6 protein-coding genes are annotated in these 20545 nt (G+C 69.8%); 5 read left to right on the top strand and 1 reads right to left on the bottom strand.

Features of this window, described 5'->3' with window-relative positions; genetic code table 11:
* Window positions 1–2: 2 nt before the first annotated feature.
* The 3 genes from ftsX to ung are packed head-to-tail and all read left to right on the top strand — an operon-like array spanning window position 3 to window position 2524.
* Window positions 3–950: a permease-like cell division protein FtsX gene (gene ftsX / locus C1925_RS18695; protein ID WP_108770204.1), complete on the top strand. Its 948-nt coding sequence runs from the start codon at window positions 3–5 to the stop codon at window positions 948–950.
* Between the two features lie 7 nt (window positions 951–957).
* Window positions 958–1800, top strand: coding sequence for a response regulator (locus C1925_RS18690; protein ID WP_108770203.1), 843 nt, complete (start codon window positions 958–960; stop codon window positions 1798–1800).
* Between the two features lie 10 nt (window positions 1801–1810).
* Window positions 1811–2524 carry a uracil-DNA glycosylase gene (gene ung, locus C1925_RS18685; RefSeq protein ID WP_108770202.1) on the top strand — a complete coding sequence of 238 codons (714 nt, stop codon included), beginning with the start codon at window positions 1811–1813 and terminating at the stop codon, window positions 2522–2524.
* Between the two features lie 18 nt (window positions 2525–2542).
* Here the strand turns inward: ung and C1925_RS21485 are convergent, their stop codons facing one another.
* Window positions 2543–2899 carry a helix-turn-helix transcriptional regulator gene (locus C1925_RS21485; RefSeq protein WP_301553967.1) on the bottom strand — a complete coding sequence of 119 codons (357 nt, stop codon included), beginning with the start codon at window positions 2897–2899 and terminating at the stop codon, window positions 2543–2545.
* A 323-nt stretch (window positions 2900–3222) separates the two neighbouring features.
* On the opposite strand from C1925_RS21485, the gene C1925_RS18675 reads away from it, so the two are divergent.
* Window positions 3223–5379, top strand: coding sequence for a DUF11 domain-containing protein (locus C1925_RS18675; RefSeq protein ID WP_159097568.1), 2157 nt, complete (start codon window positions 3223–3225; stop codon window positions 5377–5379).
* Between the two features lie 109 nt (window positions 5380–5488).
* The gene (locus C1925_RS18670; protein ID WP_159097567.1) at window positions 5489–20545 is read left to right on the top strand and encodes an Ig-like domain-containing protein; all 15057 of its coding nucleotides are present in this window, start codon (window positions 5489–5491) and stop codon (window positions 20543–20545) included.

Below are 20545 nucleotides of genomic sequence, written 5' to 3'. Positions count from 1 at the left end.
GCATGGGCAAGAACGAAAACAGCGAAGCCGCCGCACCGTCGCGCCTGGGCGTGTGGTTCCACCATCACGCGCACAGCGTGGTGTTCAGCCTGGGCCGCGCCTGCCGCAAGCCCTGGGCGACCCTGCTGACGGTGATGGTCATGGCGCTGGCGCTGGCCCTGCCGCTGGGCCTGTCCATCGCCCTGGACAACCTCAAGCAGTTCGCCGGCAGCGTGCAGCAGTCGCGCGACATCAATGTGTTCCTGAAGGCCGACGTCGATGGCCCGGGCGCGCTGCGCCTGGCCGGCGAGCTGCGCGACCGCCAGGACGTGGCCAACGTGACCGTGCGCACGCCCGAACAGGGCCTGCAGGAACTACGCGATGCCGGCCTCGGCGAGGCCATCGACGCACTCAACGACAACCCGCTGCCGTCGCTGCTGGTGGTCACCCCCGGCCAGGGCCAGGATGACGCGCGCCTGGCGCGCGCGCTGGAAAGCCTGCCCGGTGCCGACCTGGTGCAGCACGACGCCCTGTGGCGGCAGCGCCTGGATGCCTGGCTGGCCTTCGGTGCGCGCTTGGTACAGGTGCTGTCCGCGCTGCTCGGTGCCGGTGCCGCGCTGGTGGTGGGCAACACCGTGCGCCTGGACATCCAGGCCCGCCGCGAGGAAATCGGCGTGCTGCAGCTGCTGGGCGCCAGCGATGGCTTCATCCGCCGCCCGTTCCTGTACCTGGGCGCCTGGTATGGCCTGGGCGCCGGTGCGGTCGCGCTGGCCCTGATCGGCGTGGCCGGCACCGCCCTGCGTGCGCCGCTGGCCGATCTGTCGCGCAGCTATGGCAGCCCGTTCGTGCTGCATGGCCTGGACCTGCTGCACGGCAGCCTGGTGCTGCTGGGCACGCTGCTGCTGGGCTGGCTGGGTGCCTGGCTGGTGACCGGCCACTTCCTCCGCCAGACCCGCCCCACCGACACCTGAGACCGGCATGCGACCGCAAGCATTGAAGCACCTTGAAGGGCCCGCGACGCGGGTGATGGTGGTCGATGGTTCCAAGCTGGTGCGCAAGCTGATCGCCGACGTGCTGCAGCGTGACCTGCCGGGCGTTGAAGTCATCGGCTGCGACAGCATCGAGGAAGCGCAGCAGGTGCTGGCACAGGGTCCGGTGGATCTGGTGACCACCTCGCTGACCCTGCGCGATGGCGACGGCCTGGCGCTGGCCAAGAGCGTGCGCGAAGCCGCCGGCCAGGCCTACGTGCCGGTCATCGTGGTCTCCGGCGATGCGCAGCAGCACCTGGAACAGCGCCGCTTCACCGAGTACGTCACCGATTATTTCGACAAGGCGCTGGGCCACGAGGCGCTGGCGACCTTCATCCGCGGCTACGTCCAGCCGCAGACCATTCCCGGCGCCACCATCCTGTATGTCGAGGACAGCCGGGTGGTGGCCGAAGCGACCAAGCGGATGCTCGAGCGGCAGCAGCTGAACGTGCTGCACGTGGTCAGCGCCGAGGAAGCCTTCACCCTGCTCACCGCCGAATCGCTGGGCCGCAGCCGCCACCGTATCGACCTGGTGCTGACCGACGTCACCCTGAAGGGTGAGCTGAGCGGCCGCGACGTGGTGCAGCGCGTGCGCGTGGATTTCGGCTACGGCAAGCGCCGCCTGCCGGTGCTGGTGATGACCGGCGACGGCAACCCGCACAACCAGACCGGGCTGCTGCAGGCCGGTGCCAACGATCTGGTGCTGAAGCCGATCGAGGAGCGCCTGCTGGTGACCAAGGTGCTGTTCCAGCTGCGGCTGGCACGTTTGAACGATGGACCCCTGTTGCGATAGAAGTGGCGCGATGATTGATGACGTAGTGGACACCCCGACGATCCAGCTGGAACCGAGCTGGAAGCAGCACGTCGGTGATTACCTGTTGCAGCCGCAGATGCGCGAGCTGTCCGCCTTCCTGCGCCAGCGCAAGGCTGCTGGTGCGGCGGTATTTCCGCCGGGCCCGCAGATCTTCGCTGCGTTCGACGCCACGCCGTTCGAGCAGGTGAAGGTGGTGATCCTTGGCCAGGACCCGTACCACGGCCGCGGCCAGGCCCATGGCCTGAGCTTCTCGGTGGCCCCGGGCGTGCCGGTGCCACCGTCGCTGCTGAACATCTACAAGGAAATCGAAGGCGACCTCGGTATCGCCCGGCCCGACCACGGTTGCCTGGTGCCCTGGGCACAGCGCGGCGTGCTGCTGCTCAACGCTGTGCTGACCGTCGAGGAAGGCCAGGCCGGTGCCCACCAGGGGCGCGGCTGGGAAGGATTCACCGACCACGTGGTGGACGTGCTCAACCGCGAGCGCGACGGCCTGGTGTTCATGCTCTGGGGCGCGTACGCGCAGAAGAAGGGCAAGGTGATCGACACCCGTCGCCACCGCGTGCTGAAGTCGCCGCACCCCTCTCCGTTGTCGGCGCACCGGGGCTTCCTCGGCTGCCACCACTTTTCGATGGCCAACGAGTACCTGCAGCGCCAGGGCAAGGCACCGATCGACTGGTCACTGCCGCCGCGCGCCGCACTCTGACGGCACGCGGGCGAGGCGTTACTCGGTCAGCATTTCGATGATGGCGTGGGCGACCTGGCGCTTGCGTGGCGGCAACCGCCGCAGCAGGGTCAGGATCGCGTTTTCCTGCGGGTTGCGTGCCGCCGCCTCCACCACTGCGGTTTCGGGTGGCGCCAGGTCGCCATCGTCGGGACGTCCGGGGCCACGACCGGTGGCCAGCCACTCAAAGTGGACCTGCGTCACAATCGCGAGTTTCGAGAGATGTTGCACGCTGGGAACGGTGCCGCCCTCACGTTCCCACTGGGCCACGGCGCTGCGGCGGACCCCGCAATGCAACGCCAACTGTGTTTGAGAAAGGCCAGCCGTTAGTCGGGCTCGCCGGATTCTGTCGCACATCGACTGCATTTTTCACCCCCTCTCCATGTTCGGTAAGCGCTGCTTCCCTGACAGCAATACTTTTTCTGCGTGTACAGAATTGCTGTCCCTGTCTGCATTCCAAGAGGTCTGCGCGTCGTTCCTGCGCGCAAGCAAGCGCCTCTTCCCCCCGATTTCACGCCGTCTTGTTTGACGGCCTTTCGTTGCCTCGCATTAATCGCACCGAACCGGAAATGAACGCAGTCCCACGCAGGGAGCGACACCGGCGGAGCGATTACTCCAGGACGACGCGCTGATCACGTCGCCACGGCGTGCCTCTGCCAAAAATCGGCGGAGAACGATGCATGGTTAATGTGAAGGGCGTGAAAGCATCGTCATTGCGCTGGCAGGCGCTGGTGATGCTGGTGGTCCTGGCAGTGCTTTCCTGCTTGGGGCGCGCACAGGCCCAGTCCGCCTGCACCGCCGGGGCCTGCGTCAGCGCCGGGCCGCGCCTGGTCTCGGTCGATTCCACCCAGAGCCCGATCCTCAACCTGCTGTTCAGCGCGCTGCTGCCGGGCACCAGCCTCAATCTCAGCGTCGCCGACTGGAACAGCCTGGCGGGCGCCAACGTCAATCTGAATGCACTGCTGGCCCAGCTCAATGGCGGCGTCACCGTCAGCGACCCCAGCCAGGTGCTCAATACCAACATCAGCCTGGGCCAGCTGCGTGCGGCGATGGTGCAGGTGCTGCAGGCCGACGGCCAGACCGCCGCGGCCAACGTGCTGAACGTGCTGCCGCTGGGCGTGGCAGGAACCTCCGGCAGCATCCGCCTGGCCGACATCCTGCAGGTCGCGCTGCCGACCGGTTCGCTGGCCACGGTGCGCCTGAACGTACTCGACCTGCTGACCGGCGGCGTGCAGCTCTACAACTTCCGCAACGTGCTGACCACGCCGACGCCGATCACGGTGAACACCGCGGCACTCGGTCTGAATGGCGTGGCCAACGTGCGCCTGTGGGCGCAGGTGATCGAACCGCCGAGCTACAACTGCGGCACGGTGGGCGCGGCATTCCACAGCGCGGCCATCCGCATCAAGCTCGACCTGGACCTGGTGCAGGGCCTGAACACCGGCACCCTCACCGCCGCGTTGAACGGGCTCAACCTGCTGGGTGTGTCGCTGTCCAACACCAGCGTCAGCGCCGACGTGCTGCACCTGCAGGTCTACGCCGACGTGGCCCGCGCCGAAGGCTCGATCTCGGCGGTGAACCTGGTCGGCAACGCGGTGACTCTGCAGGCGCGTCCGGGCCTGGTGAACCTCTACGTAGGGCAGATCAGCGACGCCACCTTCTTCAACCGCAGCACGGTACTGACCGACACCGCCCTCACCGCCGCTACGCTGACCAACCTGAGCGTCAAGGTCCGGGTGAGCGCTAGCGTGCTGGGTGCGCTCGTCCCGGTGGCCGATATCACCATTCCGATCGCGGTAAGCATCCGCGGTTACGCCACCGCGACACCGGGACTGCAGAGCGCCAGTTTCACCGGGCCCTATCCACAGACACGCACGCTCAACGCCGGCACGGTCAGCGCGGCCACGCTCGTCTCCACGCTGGTCAATTCGCTCAACATCCAGCTCACCAGCGGCAATCCGCAGGTGACCCTGCTGGGCTCGTTGCCGCTGCCGTTGCCGGTGGCCGACCTGGTCAACGGCATCGTCAACGCGCTGCTGACGCCGGTACGCACGCAGGTCAATGCAGTGGTGACACCCGTGCTGACCGCAGTGCTGGGCGGCGTGGTCGACAATCTTCTGGGCCTGCTCGGCATCCGTATCGGCCAGGCGGTATTCACTGTGGAAGGTGTAACCCAGGCCTGCGCCGCCACCCTGCAGCTGGTGAAGGACCTGCAGCCGACCAGCGATACCGGCCGCTTCAACCTGTCCATCACCTACAACGGCAGCACGGTGGGCTCGGCCAGCAACGTCGGCAACAACGGTGCCACGGCGGCGATCATCACCGTGCCCGGCGGCAGCTATGCGCTGGCCGAAGCGGCGGCGGCGGGTACCACGCTGATGCGCTATGCCAGCACCTGGCAGTGCACCGACCAGAACAACACGGTGGTCTCGTCCGGCAGTGGCGGCAGTTTCACCCTGCAGGCGCCGGCGATGACCGCCACCGCCACCACCCTGGTGTGCCGCATCACCAACCGCACGCGGCAGGCCGATCTGTCGATCACCAAGAGCGATGGCAGCGGGACCTACACGCCGGGTGGCACGGCGACCTACACGCTGCAGGTGGTCAACAACGGGCCCGATGCGGTGACCAATGCGACGGTCACCGACACCCTGCCCAACGGCACCACCCTGCGTGGTGCCTGGACCTGCAGCGCGACCAGCGGCAGCACCTGCGCGGCGGCCAGTGGCGGCGCGGTGGGCGGCAATGCAGTGAACGTGGGCGTGAACCTGGTCAACGGTGGCCAGGCAACGATCAGCGTGCCAGTGAGCTTCAGCAACAACCCGGGCGCCTACTAGCGCGCGGTGCGGTGCAGTGCGCGCGGGGAATGCCCTGCGCGGGGGAAGGACAGGACCACCGATGCCGTATGCCTGCAGCAGGCGACGGCGTGCATTCGAGGACGGACGCATGGCAGCAGTGGGCAGGCAGGGCAGGGCAGGCAGGGCTTCGGCCGGCATCGCGCATGCCATGGCCGTGCTGGCGTTGCTGCTGCCGCCGCCGCTGCTGGCGCAGAGCTACCCGAACCCGCTGAACAACACCGCCACGGTGACCGCGCCGACCGACGTGGCCGACCCGACGCCGGGCAACAACAGCGCTACCGATACCAACGCACTGGCGCTGCAGGCGCAGCTGAGCGTGAGCAAGAGCCTGGTCAGCGCCAGCCCCGTGGCCGCAGGCGGCCCGGTGCAGTACCGCATCCAGGTGAACAACGCAGGGCCGTCGGCGGCCAGTGGCGTGGGCGTGGTCGATACGGTGTCCTCGCTGCTGACCAACGTGACCTGGACCTGCCAGGCGACCACGGCTGCGTCGTCCTGTGCGCAGCCCAGTGGCAGCGGCAATGCGGTGAACGTGCTGGTCACCGTGGGCGTGGGTGACAGCGTGGTGCTGCTGGTGAACGGCACGGCGCCGGCCGCGACCCCAGCCACGGTGCCGGCCAACAGCGTGTCGCTGGTGCTGCCGTCGGGCACCACCGACCCGACCCCGGGCGACAACACCGCCACCACCCCGGCCGTGCCGGTGCAGGCCAATGCGCTGGTCGCGGCCAACGACAGCTTCACTGCGCCCATTTCCTCCACCACCGGCGGCAGCACGCCGACGGTGCTGGGCAACGACACCCTGAACGGCCAGCCGGTGGTCGGCGGCAACCTGATCATCTCGCTGCAGAACGCGCCGGCGGGCTTCACCATCAACAGCGCCGGCGTCATCGCGGTGCCGGCCGGTGCTGCAGCGGGCGCGACGTCGATCGGCTACCAGATCTGCGAGAACGCCTCGCCGACCAACTGCGCCACCGCCACGGCGAGCCTGGTCATCGCACCCACGGCCGTGGCCGACAGCTTCAACGTGCAGGCGGGCACCCCATCGCTGACCGGCAACCTGGCCGCCAACGACAACGCACCGGCCGCCGCCACCTACACCCAGACCGGTACGCCGGTCGCCGGTGCAACCATCAGCAGCACCGGTACGCTGACCTACGCACCGGCCGGCAACATCACCCAGCCCGTGCAGATCAACTACCAGGTGTGTCTGCCCGCGCCGAATGCCAGCGTCTGCTCGACGTCGACCGCATCGGTGGTGGTGGGTGCCAACGTGCTGGTCGCCAACGACGACACCTTCGCCACGCCGCTGCCGCCGGGTGCGGGCGGCACCACGCCCAGCGTGCTGGTCAACGACACCTTCGCCGGCAACCCGGTGCCGCAGGCCGGCGTGACCCTCAGCCTGGTCGGCGCGCCCAGCGGCTTCTCGATCAATCCCAACGGCACCATCGTCGTGCCGGCGACTGCGGCGGCCGGTCCGCTGTCGGTGATGTACCGCTTCTGCGACAACGCCGCGCCGACCAACTGCGCCACGGCCACCGCCAACCTGGTGGTCAGCCCGAACGCAGAGAACGATGCCGTGAGCACCCCGGGCGGTGGTCGACCGGTGACCGGCACCCTGGCCGGCAACGACAACTTCGCCAGCGGCTCGGTCTTCTCTCTGGGCACCCAGGCCACCCGCGGCACGGCCGTGGTCAACGCCGATGGCACCTTCACCTACACCCCGGCCAACGCCAATACCGGGCCGGATACCTTCACCTACCAGCTGTGCCTGCCGGCACCGAACGGCACCGTCTGCGATACCGCAACGGTGACCGTGAGCGTGGCCGCCAACTCGCTGGCGGCGGCCGACGATCTGTTCGCCACGCCGCTGCAGCCGGGGACCACCACGGCCATCAGCCTGCTCGGCAATGACACCCTCAACGGCACGGCGGTGACGCCGGCGGGCGTCAGCCTGGCACTGAACGGAGCACCGGCCAGCATCACCGCCAACGCCGCTGGCCAGCTGCAGGTGGCGGCCGGCGCGGCGTCGGGTGCCTTCAACTTCACGTACCAGATCTGCGAACTGCCGGGCGCAACCAACTGCGCCACCGCCAACGTGCAGCTGGTCATCGCCCCCGATGCGGTGGACGACAGTTTTGCCGCGACCGCGGGTGTCGCGCTGGGCGGCAGCGTGGCCGGCAATGACAACGTGCCGACGGGCTCGCAGTTCAGCCTGCTGGCCGGCGCCGCCCACGGTACGGTCAGCGTCAACGCCGACGGCAGCTTCAGCTACACCGCGCAGGGCACGTACGCGGGTGCGGACAGCTTCCGCTACCAGGTCTGCCTGCCGGCACCCAATGGCGGCATCTGCGATGCGGCCACGGTGACGGTGAACGTGGCCGTCGCCGCCGTCGTGGCCGGCAATGACGACTTCACCGCTGCGCCGGTGCCCGGCACCGGTGGCAGCACGGCCAGCGTGCTGGCCAACGACACCCTCAACGGTGTGGCGATCGACCCGGCGCAGGCCACCCTGTCGCTGATCAATGCCCCGCCGGCCGGCTTCACGCTGGCGCCCACCGGCGAACTGCAGGTGCCGGCCGGTGCTCCCGCCGGCCCGCTGAGCCTGACCTACCAGCTGTGCCAGGCCGCCACCAGCAACTGCGCCACCGCCACCATCGCCGTAGTGATCGCGCCGCAGGCCGTGGCCGACAGCTTCACCACCCAGGTCGGGCGTGCGGTCAGCGGCAACGTGGCGGTGAACGACCGCGTCGCCGCCGGCAGCACCTATGCGACCACCGGCGCCACGCCGCCGGGCCTGGTGTTCAACGCCGATGGCAGCTTCACCTACACCCCGCCGGCGCAGTTCACCGGCACCACGACCTTCACCTACCAGGCCTGCCTGGCGGCGCCATATACCACCGTCTGCAGCACCGCCACGGCAACCCTCAACGTCAATGCCGGCACCCTGGTCGCCAACGACGACGACTTCCGCGGCAGCCTGCTGAATCCCGCCACCGGTGGCACCACCATCAGCGTGCTGGCCAACGACACCATCAACGGTGCGATTCCGCCGGCCCCGGCCGAAGTGATCCTGAGCCTGCTGGGCGCGCCCAGCGGCTACGTGCTCAATCCCAACGGCACCATCTCGGTGCCCGGTGGCGCGGCCGCGGGTGCGGTCAACTTCGATTACCGCATGTGCGAGGCCGCGCTGCCGACCAACTGCGATGACGGTGCGGTGCAGCTGCTGCTGGCGCCGGTGGCGGTGAACGACAACGTCAGCACCGCGGTGGGCGTGCCGGTCAGCGGCAATGTCGCCAGCAATGACAACGTACCGGCCGGTGCCACCTTCAGCGTCACCGGCACCGCACCGGCGGGCCTGGTGCTGGCTGCCAACGGCGCGTTCACCTATACGCCGCCGGCCGGCACCCAGGGCATCGTCACCTTCGCCTACCAGGCCTGCCTGCCGGCGCCGAACGGCACGGTGTGCGCGGGCGCGACGGTCACCCTCAACGTCAACGCCGGCACCCTGGTCGCCGGTGATGATGACTTCCGTGCCACGCCGATCGGTGCCGGTGGTGGCAGCACGTTGTCGGTGCTGCTCAACGACAGCCTCAACGGTACCCAGCCGCCGGCGTCGGCCGATGTGCTGCTGAGCCTGGTCGGCGCGCCGTCGGGCTTCACCCTGGATGCCAATGGTGTATTGAACGTCGATGCGGGCGTGCCGTCCGGTGCGCTGACGCTGACCTACCAGCTGTGCGAGACCGCGCTGCCGAGCAACTGCGATTCGGCGCAGATCCGCCTGGTGGTCGCGCCCACGGCCGTGGCCGATGTGTTCTCCACGCCGGCCGGGCAGCTGCTCTCGGGCAGCGTGGCCAGCAATGACAATGCGCCGGTGGGCGCGGTGTTCACTGTGTCCGGCACCGCACCGGATGGCCTGCAGCTGGGCCGCGACGGCACCTTCCAGTACACCCCGCCGGCCGGTTTCACCGGGCCGGTCAGCTTCAGCTACCAGGCCTGCCTGCCGGCGCCGGACAGCGCGCTGTGCAGCACGGCCGGCGCGACCATCAACGTCAACGCCGGCACCCTGATGGCGATGGACGACGACTTCAGCGCGACGCCGCTGGCGCCGGGGGCGAGCAGCAGCACCAGCGTGCTGGTCAACGACAGCCTCAACGGCAGCGTGCCGCCGCCGGCCGGCAGCGTCACCCTGACCCTGGTGGGTGCCCCGTCGGGCTATGCGCTCACCACCGCAGGCCTGCTGCAGGTGCCCGCCAGCGCCGCCGCCGGTGCCACGGTGCTGAATTACCAGATCTGCGAAACCGCCGCGCCCAGCAACTGCGCCAGTGCCAGCATCCGCCTGGTGGTGACGCCGTCGGCACAGAACGACAGCTATTCCACCGCCGCCGGCCAGCCGTTGAACGGCAGCGTCGGTGACAACGACAACGTGCCGGCCGGTGCCGTATTCACCGTCGTCGGCGCCACGCCGGCCGGCCTCAGCTTCGGCGGCGGCGGCAGCTTCACCTACCTGCCGCCGGTCAACGTGGTCAGCCCGGTCACCTTCACCTACCAGGCCTGCCTGCCGGCGCCGAACAACACGCTGTGCGCCAGCGCGACGGCCAGCATCAACATCACCGTCGGCAGCCTGGCTGCCAATGACGACAACTTCAGCGCCGCGCCGATCAATCCGGTCACCGGTGGCAGCACGCCGTCGGTACTGCTCAACGATGCGTTGAACGGCAGCACGCCGCCGGCCGCCGCCGATGTACTGCTGAGCCTGGCCGGTGCACCGGCCGGCATCAGCCTCAATCCGGATGGCACGGTGACGGTTGCTGCGGGCGTGCCGGCGGGCGGCCGAACGCTGACCTACCAGCTGTGCGAAGCGGCGGCGCCGGGCAACTGCGCCAACGCCACGCTGCGCCTGGTGGTGGCACCGTCGGCCATCGACGATGCCCTGTCCACGCCGGCCGGCGTGGCGCTGACCAGTTCGGTGGCAGGCAACGACAACGTCGGCAGCGGTGCGCAGTTCACCGTGGTCGGTACCGCACCGGCCGGGTTGTCGTTCAATGCCGATGGCAGCTTCGTCTACACCCCGGCGGCCGGCTTCAGTGGCGCGGTGACCTTCAATTACCAGGTGTGCCTGGCGGCGCCCGACAACGGCATCTGCGCCCAGGCCACGGCCACCCTCAACGTCAACAGCGGCACCCTGGTCGCGGTGGATGACACCATCAGCGCACCGGTCGCCGCCGGCAGTGCCACGTCCAGCGTGCTGGGCAACGACACGCTGAACGGTACGACGCCGGCCGCGACCGACGTGGTGCTGAGCCTGGTCGGTGCGCCGTCCGGTTTCTCGATCGCCGCCGATGGCACGATCGCCGTGGCCGCCGGCACGGCCGCGGGTGCGGTCTCGCTGACCTACCAGGTCTGCGAAGCCGCTGCCACGACCAACTGCGCCACCGCCAACGTGGCCCTGGTGGTCGCACCGGCACCGGCCGACGATGCGTTTGCCGTGCAGGCGGGCCTGTCGGTCACCGCCAACGTGGCGACCAACGACGGCATGCCGGTAGGCTCGATCTTCACCCTGCAGGGCACGCCGCCAGCCGGCGTCACCTTCAACGCCGATGGCAGCTTCACCTATGCGCCGCCGGCCGGTACCACCAGTCCGACCAGCTTCGTCTACCAGGCCTGCCTGCCGGCACCGAACACCACCGTGTGCGGGACCGCCACGGTGACATTGAACATCAACAACGGTGCACTGCTGGCCAACAACGACAGCTTCGGTGCGATCGCGCCGGGCGGCACCACGGCCAGCGTGCTGGCCAACGACACCCTCAATGGTGTCAGTCCGCCGGCTCCGGCCAACGTGGCACTGTCGCTGGTGGGCGCACCGGCGGGCTTCAGCATCAACCCCACCGGCACCGTGTCGGTTCCCACCGATGCGGCCAGTGGCGCCACCACGCTCACCTACCAGGTGTGCGAGACGGCGGCGGCCAACAACTGCGCCACCGCCAGCATCGACCTGGTGGTGCGGCCGACGCCGGTGAACGACACCATCAGCGTGCAGGCCGGCCAGGCCAACACCGGCAATGTCGCCGGCAATGACGCGATGCCCGCCGGTTCCACCTGGAACGTGCCGTCGCCGCCGCAGGGCCTGGTGTTCAACGCCAATGGCAGCTTCACCTACACGCCGCCGGCCGGCACCCTCGGCCCGGTCACCTTCAGCTACCAGGCCTGCCTGCCCGCGCCGGATGCCGCGGTGTGCGGCACCGCCACCGCCACGCTCACCATCGCGGTCAGTGCCATCGTCGCCAACGATGATGCCTTCGCCGCGCCGCTGACCGCCGGCTCGGTCACGCCCAGCGTGCTGGCCAACGACGTCCTCAACGGCGTCACCCCGCCGCCGTCGGCCGCCGTGCAGCTGCTGCTGGTGGCGCCGCCGGCCGGCTTCATCATCAATAACGATGGCAGCGTGCAGATTCCGGCCACTGCCGTGGCCGGTGCCACCACGCTGACCTACCAGCTATGCGAGACCGCGTCGCCGACCAACTGCGCTACTGCGGCCATCACCTTCGTGGTGACCCCGGCGCCGCAGGCCGATGCCTTCGCCGTGCAGGCCGGTGCCAGCCTGACCGGTGCCAGCGTGGCAACCAACGACAACCTGCCGGCCGGCTCCAGCTGGGCAGTGCAGGGCACCCCGCCGACCGGGCTGGCGTTCAACGCCGATGGCAGCTTCAGCTACACGCCGCCGGTGGGCACGACCGGCGCGGTCACCTTCACCTACCAGGCCTGCCTGCCGGCACCCAACACCGCGGTGTGCGGTACCGCCACGGCCACCATCAACGTCAACACCGGCACCCTGGTTGCAGCGGATGACAGCTTCAGCGGCATCGCGGCCGGTGGCACCACCGCCAGCGTGCTGGCCAATGACAGCCTCAACGGCACCACGCCGCCGGCACCGGCCAGCGTGCAGCTCAGCCTGGTCGGCGCCCCGGCCGGCTTTGCCATCAACCCCGACGGCACCATCGTGGTGCCGGGCGGCGTGCTCTCCGGCGCGACCACGCTGACCTACCAGATCTGCGAAACCGCCGTGCCCAGCAACTGCGATACCGCCACCGTGGCCCTGGTCATCGCGCCGTCGCCGCAGGCCGATGCGTATTCGCTGCAGGCCGCAGGCACGATCAGCAACGGCAACGTGGCCGCCAACGACAACCTGCCGACCGGTTCGCAGTTCTCGGTGCAGGGCACCGTGCCCAACGGCCTGGACTTCAACACCGATGGCAGCTTCACCTACACCGCGCCGGCCAATACGCCCAGCCCGGTGACCTTCACCTACCAGGCCTGCCTGCCCGCGCCGGATGCAGCGCTGTGCGGTACCGCCACGGTGACGCTCAACATCAACAACGGCAACCTGATTGCGGTCGATGACAGCTTCACCATCGCGCCGGGTGGCAGCGCCGCGACCAGCGTGCTGGGCAACGATTCGCTCAACGGCGTCTCGCCGCCTGCCGCCGGCACGGTGCTGGTCAGCCTGGTCGGTGCTCCGGCCGGCTTCGTGCTCGCTGCCGATGGCGTGCTGACCGTGCCTGCCGGCATCGTGTCCGGCCCGCTGACCCTGACCTACCAGGCCTGCGAAGCAGCGGTGACCGACAACTGCGACACCGCCAGCATCGCGCTGGTGGTCCTGCCGGCACCGCAGGACGATGGGTTCAGCGTGCAGGCCGGGCAGGTGCTGTCGGCCAGCGTGGCCGGCAACGACAACATGCCGGCTGGTTCGAGCTGGACCGTGCAGGGCGCGACCCCGCCGGGCCTGGTGTTCAACACCGATGGCAGCTTCAGCTACACGCCGCCGACCGGCGTCACCGGCGCGGTCACCTTCCTCTACCAGGCCTGCCTGGCTGCACCGAATGCCACGGCCTGCGCCACCGCGCAGGCCACGCTGAACGTCAGCAACGGCACCCTGCTGGCCGGTGACGACACGCTGGCCGGCATCGCCCCGGGCGGTACCTCCGCTGCCAGCGTGCTGGCCAACGATTCGCTCAACGGCGTCAGCCCGCCGGCGCCGGGCGACGTGGTGCTGAGCCTGGTCGGTGCACCGGCCGCGTTCACCCTCAACCCGAACGGCACCATCACCGCCGGCAGCGGCGCGATGTCCGGCCCGACCACGCTGACCTACCAGATCTGCGAAGCGGTGGCGCCGGGCAACTGCGCCAATGCCAGCGTGACCGTGGTGGTCAACCCGGCGCCGCAGGACGATGCCGCCGCCGTGCAGGTGGGGCAGAGCCTCAGCGCCACCGTGGCCGGCAACGACAACATGCCGGCCGGTTCCAGCTGGAGCCTGCCGGGCACGCCGCCGGCCGGTTTCAGCTTCAACACCGATGGCAGCTACACCTATGCGCCGCCGGCCGGAACCAGCGGTCCGGTGGTGGTGGCCTACCAGGTCTGCCTGCCGGCGCCCAATGCCAACCTGTGTGGCACCGCCACGCTCACTCTCAACATCAACAACGGCGCGCTGGTCGCTGCCGATGACATCCTGACCGGTGTCGCCGCCGGCACCACCTCCAGCGCCAGCGTGCTGGCCAACGACTCGCTCAATGGCAACTCGCCGCCGGCCGGTTCCTCGGTGGTGCTGAGCCTGGTCGGCGCACCGGCCGGTTACGCGATCACCGCGCAGGGCACGATCAGCGTGCCGTCCACCGCGGTCTCCGGTCCGGTCACCCTGACCTACCAGATCTGCGAAGCCGCAGCGGCCAACAACTGCGATACCGCCAGCGTCACCGTGGTGGTCAGCCCGTCGCCGCAGCCGGATGCCTTCGCCGTGCAGGTCGGGCAGACGCTGTCGGCCAGCGTGGCCGGCAACGACAACGTGCCGCCGGGCGCGCTGTACAGCGTGCAGGGCACCGCGCCGGATGGCCTGGTGATGACCGCTACCGGTGCCTTCACCTACACGCCGCCGCCGGGCCGCCTGGGCGTGGTCACCTTTGACTACCAGGTCTGCCTGCCTGCGCCGAATGCCGCGGTCTGTGGCGTCACCACCGCCACGATCACCATCAACAACGGCACCCTGGTCGCCGGCGACGACAGCTTCAGCAACATCGCGCCGGGCAGTACCGTGGGCACCAGCGTGCTGGCCAACGATTCGCTCAACGGCGTGTCGCCGCCGGCAGCCGGTACGGTGACGCTGGCCCTGGTCGGTGCACCGGCCGGCTTCTCGATCAGCGCCGATGGCCTGATCACCGTGGGTACCGGCGTACAGTCCGGTGCGACCACGCTGACCTACCGCATCTGCGAGGTGGCCTCGCCGGCCAACTGCGACACCGCCAGCGTGCTGGTGGTGGTCAGCCCGGCACCGCAGCCGGATGCCTTCGCCGTACAGGCCGGGCAGACGCTGGCCAGCAGCGTGGCCGGCAACGACAACATGCCGGTGGGTTCGAGCTGGAGCGTGCAGGGCACGGCACCGGCCGGCCTGACCTTCAACACCGATGGCAGCTTCACCTATGCACCGCCGGTCGGCACCGCCGGTCCGATCACGGTGACCTACCAGGCCTGCCTGCCGGCCCCGAATGCGGCGCTGTGCGGCACCACCACCTTCACCCTCAACATCAACAACGGCGACCTGGTGGCTGGCGATGACGTCATCACCGGCGTGGTTGCCGGTGGCACGTCGGCGGCCAGCGTGCTGGCCAATGACCGCCTCAACGGCGCCAGCCCGGTCCCGGCGGCCGGGGTGCGGCTGTCGCTGGTGGGCGCGCCGGCCGGCTTCACCCTGAACCCGGATGGCACGATCACCGTCGGCAGCGGCGTGCTGGCCGGTTCCACCACGCTGACCTACCAGCTGTGCGAAGCGGCGGCGGCCAACAACTGCGACACCGCCAGCGTGACCATCGTGGTGACCCCGACGCCGCAGGCCGATGCCTTCTCGGTACAGGCCGGGCAGCAGCTGGCCAACAGCGTGGCCGGCAACGACAGCATGCCGGCCGGTTCGAGCTGGAGCGTGCAGGGCACCGCGCCCACCGGCCTGGTGTTCAACGCCGACGGCAGCTTCACCTACACGCCGCCGGTCGGCACCCTCGGTGCGGTCAGCTTCACCTACCAGGCCTGCCTGCCGGCGCCGAACGGCAGCGTCTGCGGCACCGCCACGGTCACCCTCAACGTCAACACCGGCACCCTGGTGGCCGGCGATGACAGCTTCAGCAACATCGCGCCGGGCACGGCCACGCCCAGCGTGCTGGCCAACGATTCGCTCAACGGTGTGACGCCGCCGCCGGCCGCCTCGGTGTCGCTGAGCCTGGTGGGTGCGCCCACCGGCTTCGGCATCAACCCGGATGGCACGATCAGCGTTGGCAGCGGCGTGGTATCGGGCAGCACCACGCTGACCTACCAGATCTGCGAAGTGGCGGCCTCCAGCAACTGCGCCACCGCCAGCGTCAACGTGGTGGTGAGCCCGGCGCCGCAGGCCGATGCCTTCAGCGTGCAGGCGGGGCAGTCGGTGAACAACAACGTGGCCGGCAACGACAACATGCCGGCTGGTTCGACCTGGAGCGTGCAGGGCGCGACGCCGGCGGGCCTGGTGTTCAACAGCGATGGCAGCTTCAGCTACACGCCGCCGACGGGCACCACCGGTCCGGTGAGCTTCACCTACCAGACCTGCCTGCCGGCACCGAACGCGGCGCTGTGTGGCACCGCCACGGTCACCCTCAACGTCAACAGCGGCACCCTGGTGGCTGGCAACGACAGCTTCACCGGCATCGCGCCGGGCGGTACCACGCCCAGCGTGCTGGCCAACGATTCGCTCAATGGCGTGTCGCCGCCGGCTGCTGGCAGCGTCACCGTCAGCCTGGTGGGCGCGCCGGCCGGCTTCACCATCGCTGCCGACGGCACGATCAGCGTCGGCACCGGCGTCACCTCCGGCACCACCACGCTGACCTACCTGGTCTGCGAAGCGGCGGCCTCGAGCAACTGCGCCACCGCCACGGTCAACCTGGTGGTCAGCCCGGCACCGCAGGCCGATGCCTTCAGCGTGCAGGCCGGCCAGGTGCTGTCCAACACGGTGGCGGGCAACGACAACCTGCCGGCCGGCGCCAGCTTCAGCGTGCAGGGCGCGACCCCGCCGGGCCTGGTGTTCAACACCGATGGCAGCTTCACCTATACGCCGCCGGCCGGTACCACCGGCGTGGTCGACTTCACCTACCAGGCCTGCCTGCCCGCACCGAATGCGGCGCTGTGCAACACCGCCACGGTCAGCTTCAACATCGGCACCGGCAGTCTGCTGGCGGGCAACGACAGCTTCAGCGGCATCGCCCCGGGTGGTACCACGCCCAGCGTGCTGGCCAATGATTCGCTTAATGGCGTGTCGCCGCCGGCTGCCGGCACGGTCACCCTGGGCCTGGTCGGCGCACCGGCTGGTTTCGCGATCAATCCCGATGGCACGATCAGCATCGGCGGCGGTGTCACCTCGGGTGCCACCACGCTGACCTACCGCGTCTGCGAAGCGGCCGCGCCCAGCAACTGCGCCACCGCCACGGTGGCCGTGGTGGTCAGCCCGGTGCCGCAGGCCGATGCCTTCAGCGTGGCGGCCGGGCAGACGCTGTCGAACTCGGTGGCCGGCAACGACAACCTGCCGGCCGGCTCCAGCTGGAGCGTGCAGGGCACCACGCCGGCGGGCCTGGTGTTCAACACCGATGGCAGCTTCACCTACACGCCGCCGCTGGGCACCACCGGAGCGGTCACCTTCACCTATCAGGCCTGCCTGCCGGCACCGGATGCGGCGCTGTGCGGCACCGCCACGGTCACCCTCAACGTCAACACGGGCACCCTGGTGGCGGGCGATGACAGCTTCACCGGCATCGCTCCGGGCGGCACCACGCCGAGCGTGCTCGGCAACGACTCGCTCAATGGCGTCACCCCGCCGCCGGCGAACACGGTGACCCTGGGCCTGGTCGGCGCACCGGCCGGCATCAGCATCAACCCCGATGGCACGATCAGCATCGGCAGCGGCGTGCCGTCCGGCCCGACCAGCATCACCTACCAGGTGTGCGAAGTGGCCGCGCCCAGCAACTGCGCCAACGCGACGGTGAGCGTGGTGGTCAGCCCGGCACCGCAGCCGGATGCCTTCAGCGTGCGTGCGGGCCAGGTGCTGTCGAACACGGTGGCGGGCAACGACAACATGCCGGCCGGTTCGACCTGGAGCGTGCAGGGCGCAACGCCGCCGGGCCTGGTGTTCAACGCCGATGGCAGCTTCACCTACACCCCGCCGGCCGGCACCCTCGGCGCGGTCACCTTCACCTACCGGGTGTGCCTGCCGGCGCCCAACGCCGCGCAGTGCGGTACCGCGTCGGTCACCCTCAACGTCAACACCGGCACCCTGGTGGCGGGCGATGACAGCTTCAGCGGCATCGCCCCGGGCGGTACCACGCCCAGCGTGCTGGCCAATGATTCGCTCAACGGCGTCTCGCCGCCGGCGGCCGGCACCGTCACCCTGACCCTGGTCGGCGCACCGGTCGGTTTCGGCATCAACCCGGATGGCACGATCAGCATCGGTACCGGCGTCACCTCCGGGCCGACCACGGTCACCTACCAGGTGTGCGAAGTGGCCGCGCCTGGCAACTGCGCCACCGCCAGCGTGAGCGTGGTGGTCAGCCCCGCGCCGCAGCCGGATGCCTTCAGCGTGCAGGCCGGGCAGACCCTGGCGAATACCGTTGCCGGCAACGACAACATGCCGGCCGGTTCGGTGTGGAGCGTGCAGGGCGCGACCCCGGCCGGCCTGCTGTTCAACGCCGATGGCAGCTTCACCTACACCCCGCCGGTGGGCACCAGCGGGCCGGTCAGCTTCACCTACCAGGTCTGCCTGCCGGTGCCGAACGCGGCCCTGTGCAGCACGGCCACCGTCACCTTCAACGTGGGCGGCGCGGCCAACGTGGTGCTGGCGGTCAACGATGATTTCAGCAGCACGCCGGTCGATCCGTCGGTGGGCGGCACCATCGCCCGCTCGGTGCTGGACAACGACAGCTTCAACAACGTCTCGCCGCCGCCGGTGGGCAGCGTGGTGGCCAGCCTGACCGGCAGCACGCCGGGCTATACCATGAACAACCAGGGCCAGATCATGGTGGCCCCGGGCGTGCAGGCCGGGCAGGTGCAGCTGGCCTACCAGCTGTGCGAGAACGGGGTGCCGACCAACTGCACCACCGCCATCGCCACCGTGCTGGTGCAGGGCCCGGTGGGCGCGCTGCTGGCGGTGGACGACACGGGTGGCCCGGTCGGTCCGGAAGGCCGCACCCGCCTGCTCAACGTGTTCACCAACGACACCTTCAACAGTGCCACGCTGGATCCGGCCCAGGTCACCTTCACGCCGGTGGCCACCCCCGCGCTGAACTTCAGTACCGATGGCTGGGTGGACGTGGCCGCGGGCCTGGCCCAGGGCAGCTACAGCACCACCTACACGCTGTGCCTGGTCAGCCAGCCCACTGTCTGCGATGTCGGCACCGTCACCGTGACCGTCATCGCTGCCGAGCCGGGCGTGGTGGCCGAGGATGACCGGATCGACATGCCGCAGAACGGCGTGGTGGACATCGACGTGCTTGGCAACGACCGTGTGGATGGCACGCCGGTGGATCCGGCCACGGTCACTGTCACCATCACCGCGCCGCCGCCGTATGGCGATGCCACGGTGCTGCCGAACAAGCGCATCCGCTTCGCGGTGCTGGCCAACTTCGCGGGCATCCAGAGCCTGGATTACCAGGTCTGCGATGTCGCCGATCCATCGATGTGTGCCAGCGCATCGGTGACCATCGCCGTCGAGCCGAACGTGCTGACCCTGGTCGACGATGCGGTGACCGCCGAGACCAGCGGCCCGCTGCTGATCAACGTGCTGGCCAACGACAGCACCCGCACCGCGCCGCTGGACCCGGCCTCGCTGCAGGTGGCTGCCGCGCCGGCCCACGGCACCGTGCAGTGCGCCAACGGGGTGTGTACCTACACGCCGGCCGCGGACTTCAGCGGCACCGACAGCTTCCGCTACCGAGTCTGCGACCTGAGCGTGCCGACCCCGCTGTGCGCCGAAGCCAACGTGGCGGTGACGGTGGCCGGCCAGCAGGCCGTGCTGCGCCTGACCAAGGTGGCTGCCAAGCGCACGGCGCAGATCGGCGACCTGGTGCGCTACACGGTCACCATCGACAACGTGGGCGAGGTCGATGCCAACGGCGCGACGCTGCTGGATACGCTGCCGCCGGGCTTCACCTTCGTCAGCGGTGGCTTCGCGGTGCAGGATGCCGACAACGATGCGCGCACCAGCGGCGTGCAGCCGCTGCGCATCGACGGCATCGACGTGCCGGTGGGCGAGCGCGCCACGGTGGTCTACTACCTGCGCGTCGGCGCGGGTACCGGCACCGGCGTGCACACCAACCGCATCACCGCCATCGACGGGCAGAACCGCAGCATCGCCAACGTGGCCACGGCCGACGTCGATGTCAGCGTGGATCCGCTGCTGGATGAAAGCCTGATCGTCGGCAGCGTGTTCGACGACCGCAACGGCAACGGCATCCAGGACGATGGCGAGCGCGGCATCCCCGGCGTGCGCGTGGCGGCGGTGGAAGGCCTGGTGATGGAAACCGATGCCTTCGGTCGCTACCACCTGGTCGGCATTCCGGGCGGCGAAGCACGCGGCCGCAACTTCATCCTCAAGGTCGATCCGTCGACGCTGCCGGCCGGTGCGCGCTTCACCACGCCCAACCCGCTGGTCCGGCGCATCACCCCCGGCCTGCCGGTCCGCTTCGACTTCGGCGTGCGCATGCCGGACGGTGCCCTGAGCAGCGAAAGCGCACCCGCCGCCGTCGTGCCGCGTCCGGCGCGGGTAGAACTCGGCCAGGCACTGTTCGCCAGCGGCAGCGCCACGCTGGCAGCCGACCGCGCGGGCGTGCTGGACAAGGCCGCCCAGGCACTGGTGGCGCGCGGCGGGGGCCGCGTGCTGCTGGTCGCTGCGGCGGGCGAGGAAGCCCTGGCCGGGCAGCGTGCGCAGACGGTGCGCGATGCACTGGCCAGCCGCCTGCCGGCCGAGGTCGCCGCCGCCACACGCATCGAAGTGCACGGCAGCGATGGCCGCGTGCTGCAGCAGCTGGCGATCGAGCCGCCCGGCGGACTGTCACCGCCGGCCGGTTCCCGCAGCGGGGAGGGGCGCTGA

It is taken from the genome of Stenotrophomonas sp. SAU14A_NAIMI4_5 (genome assembly GCF_003086795.1).
Classification (GTDB): Bacteria; Pseudomonadota; Gammaproteobacteria; order Xanthomonadales; family Xanthomonadaceae; genus Stenotrophomonas.
The sequence above is the reverse complement of the archived record's forward strand: the minus strand, read 5'-3'. Positions and strand labels throughout refer to the sequence as shown.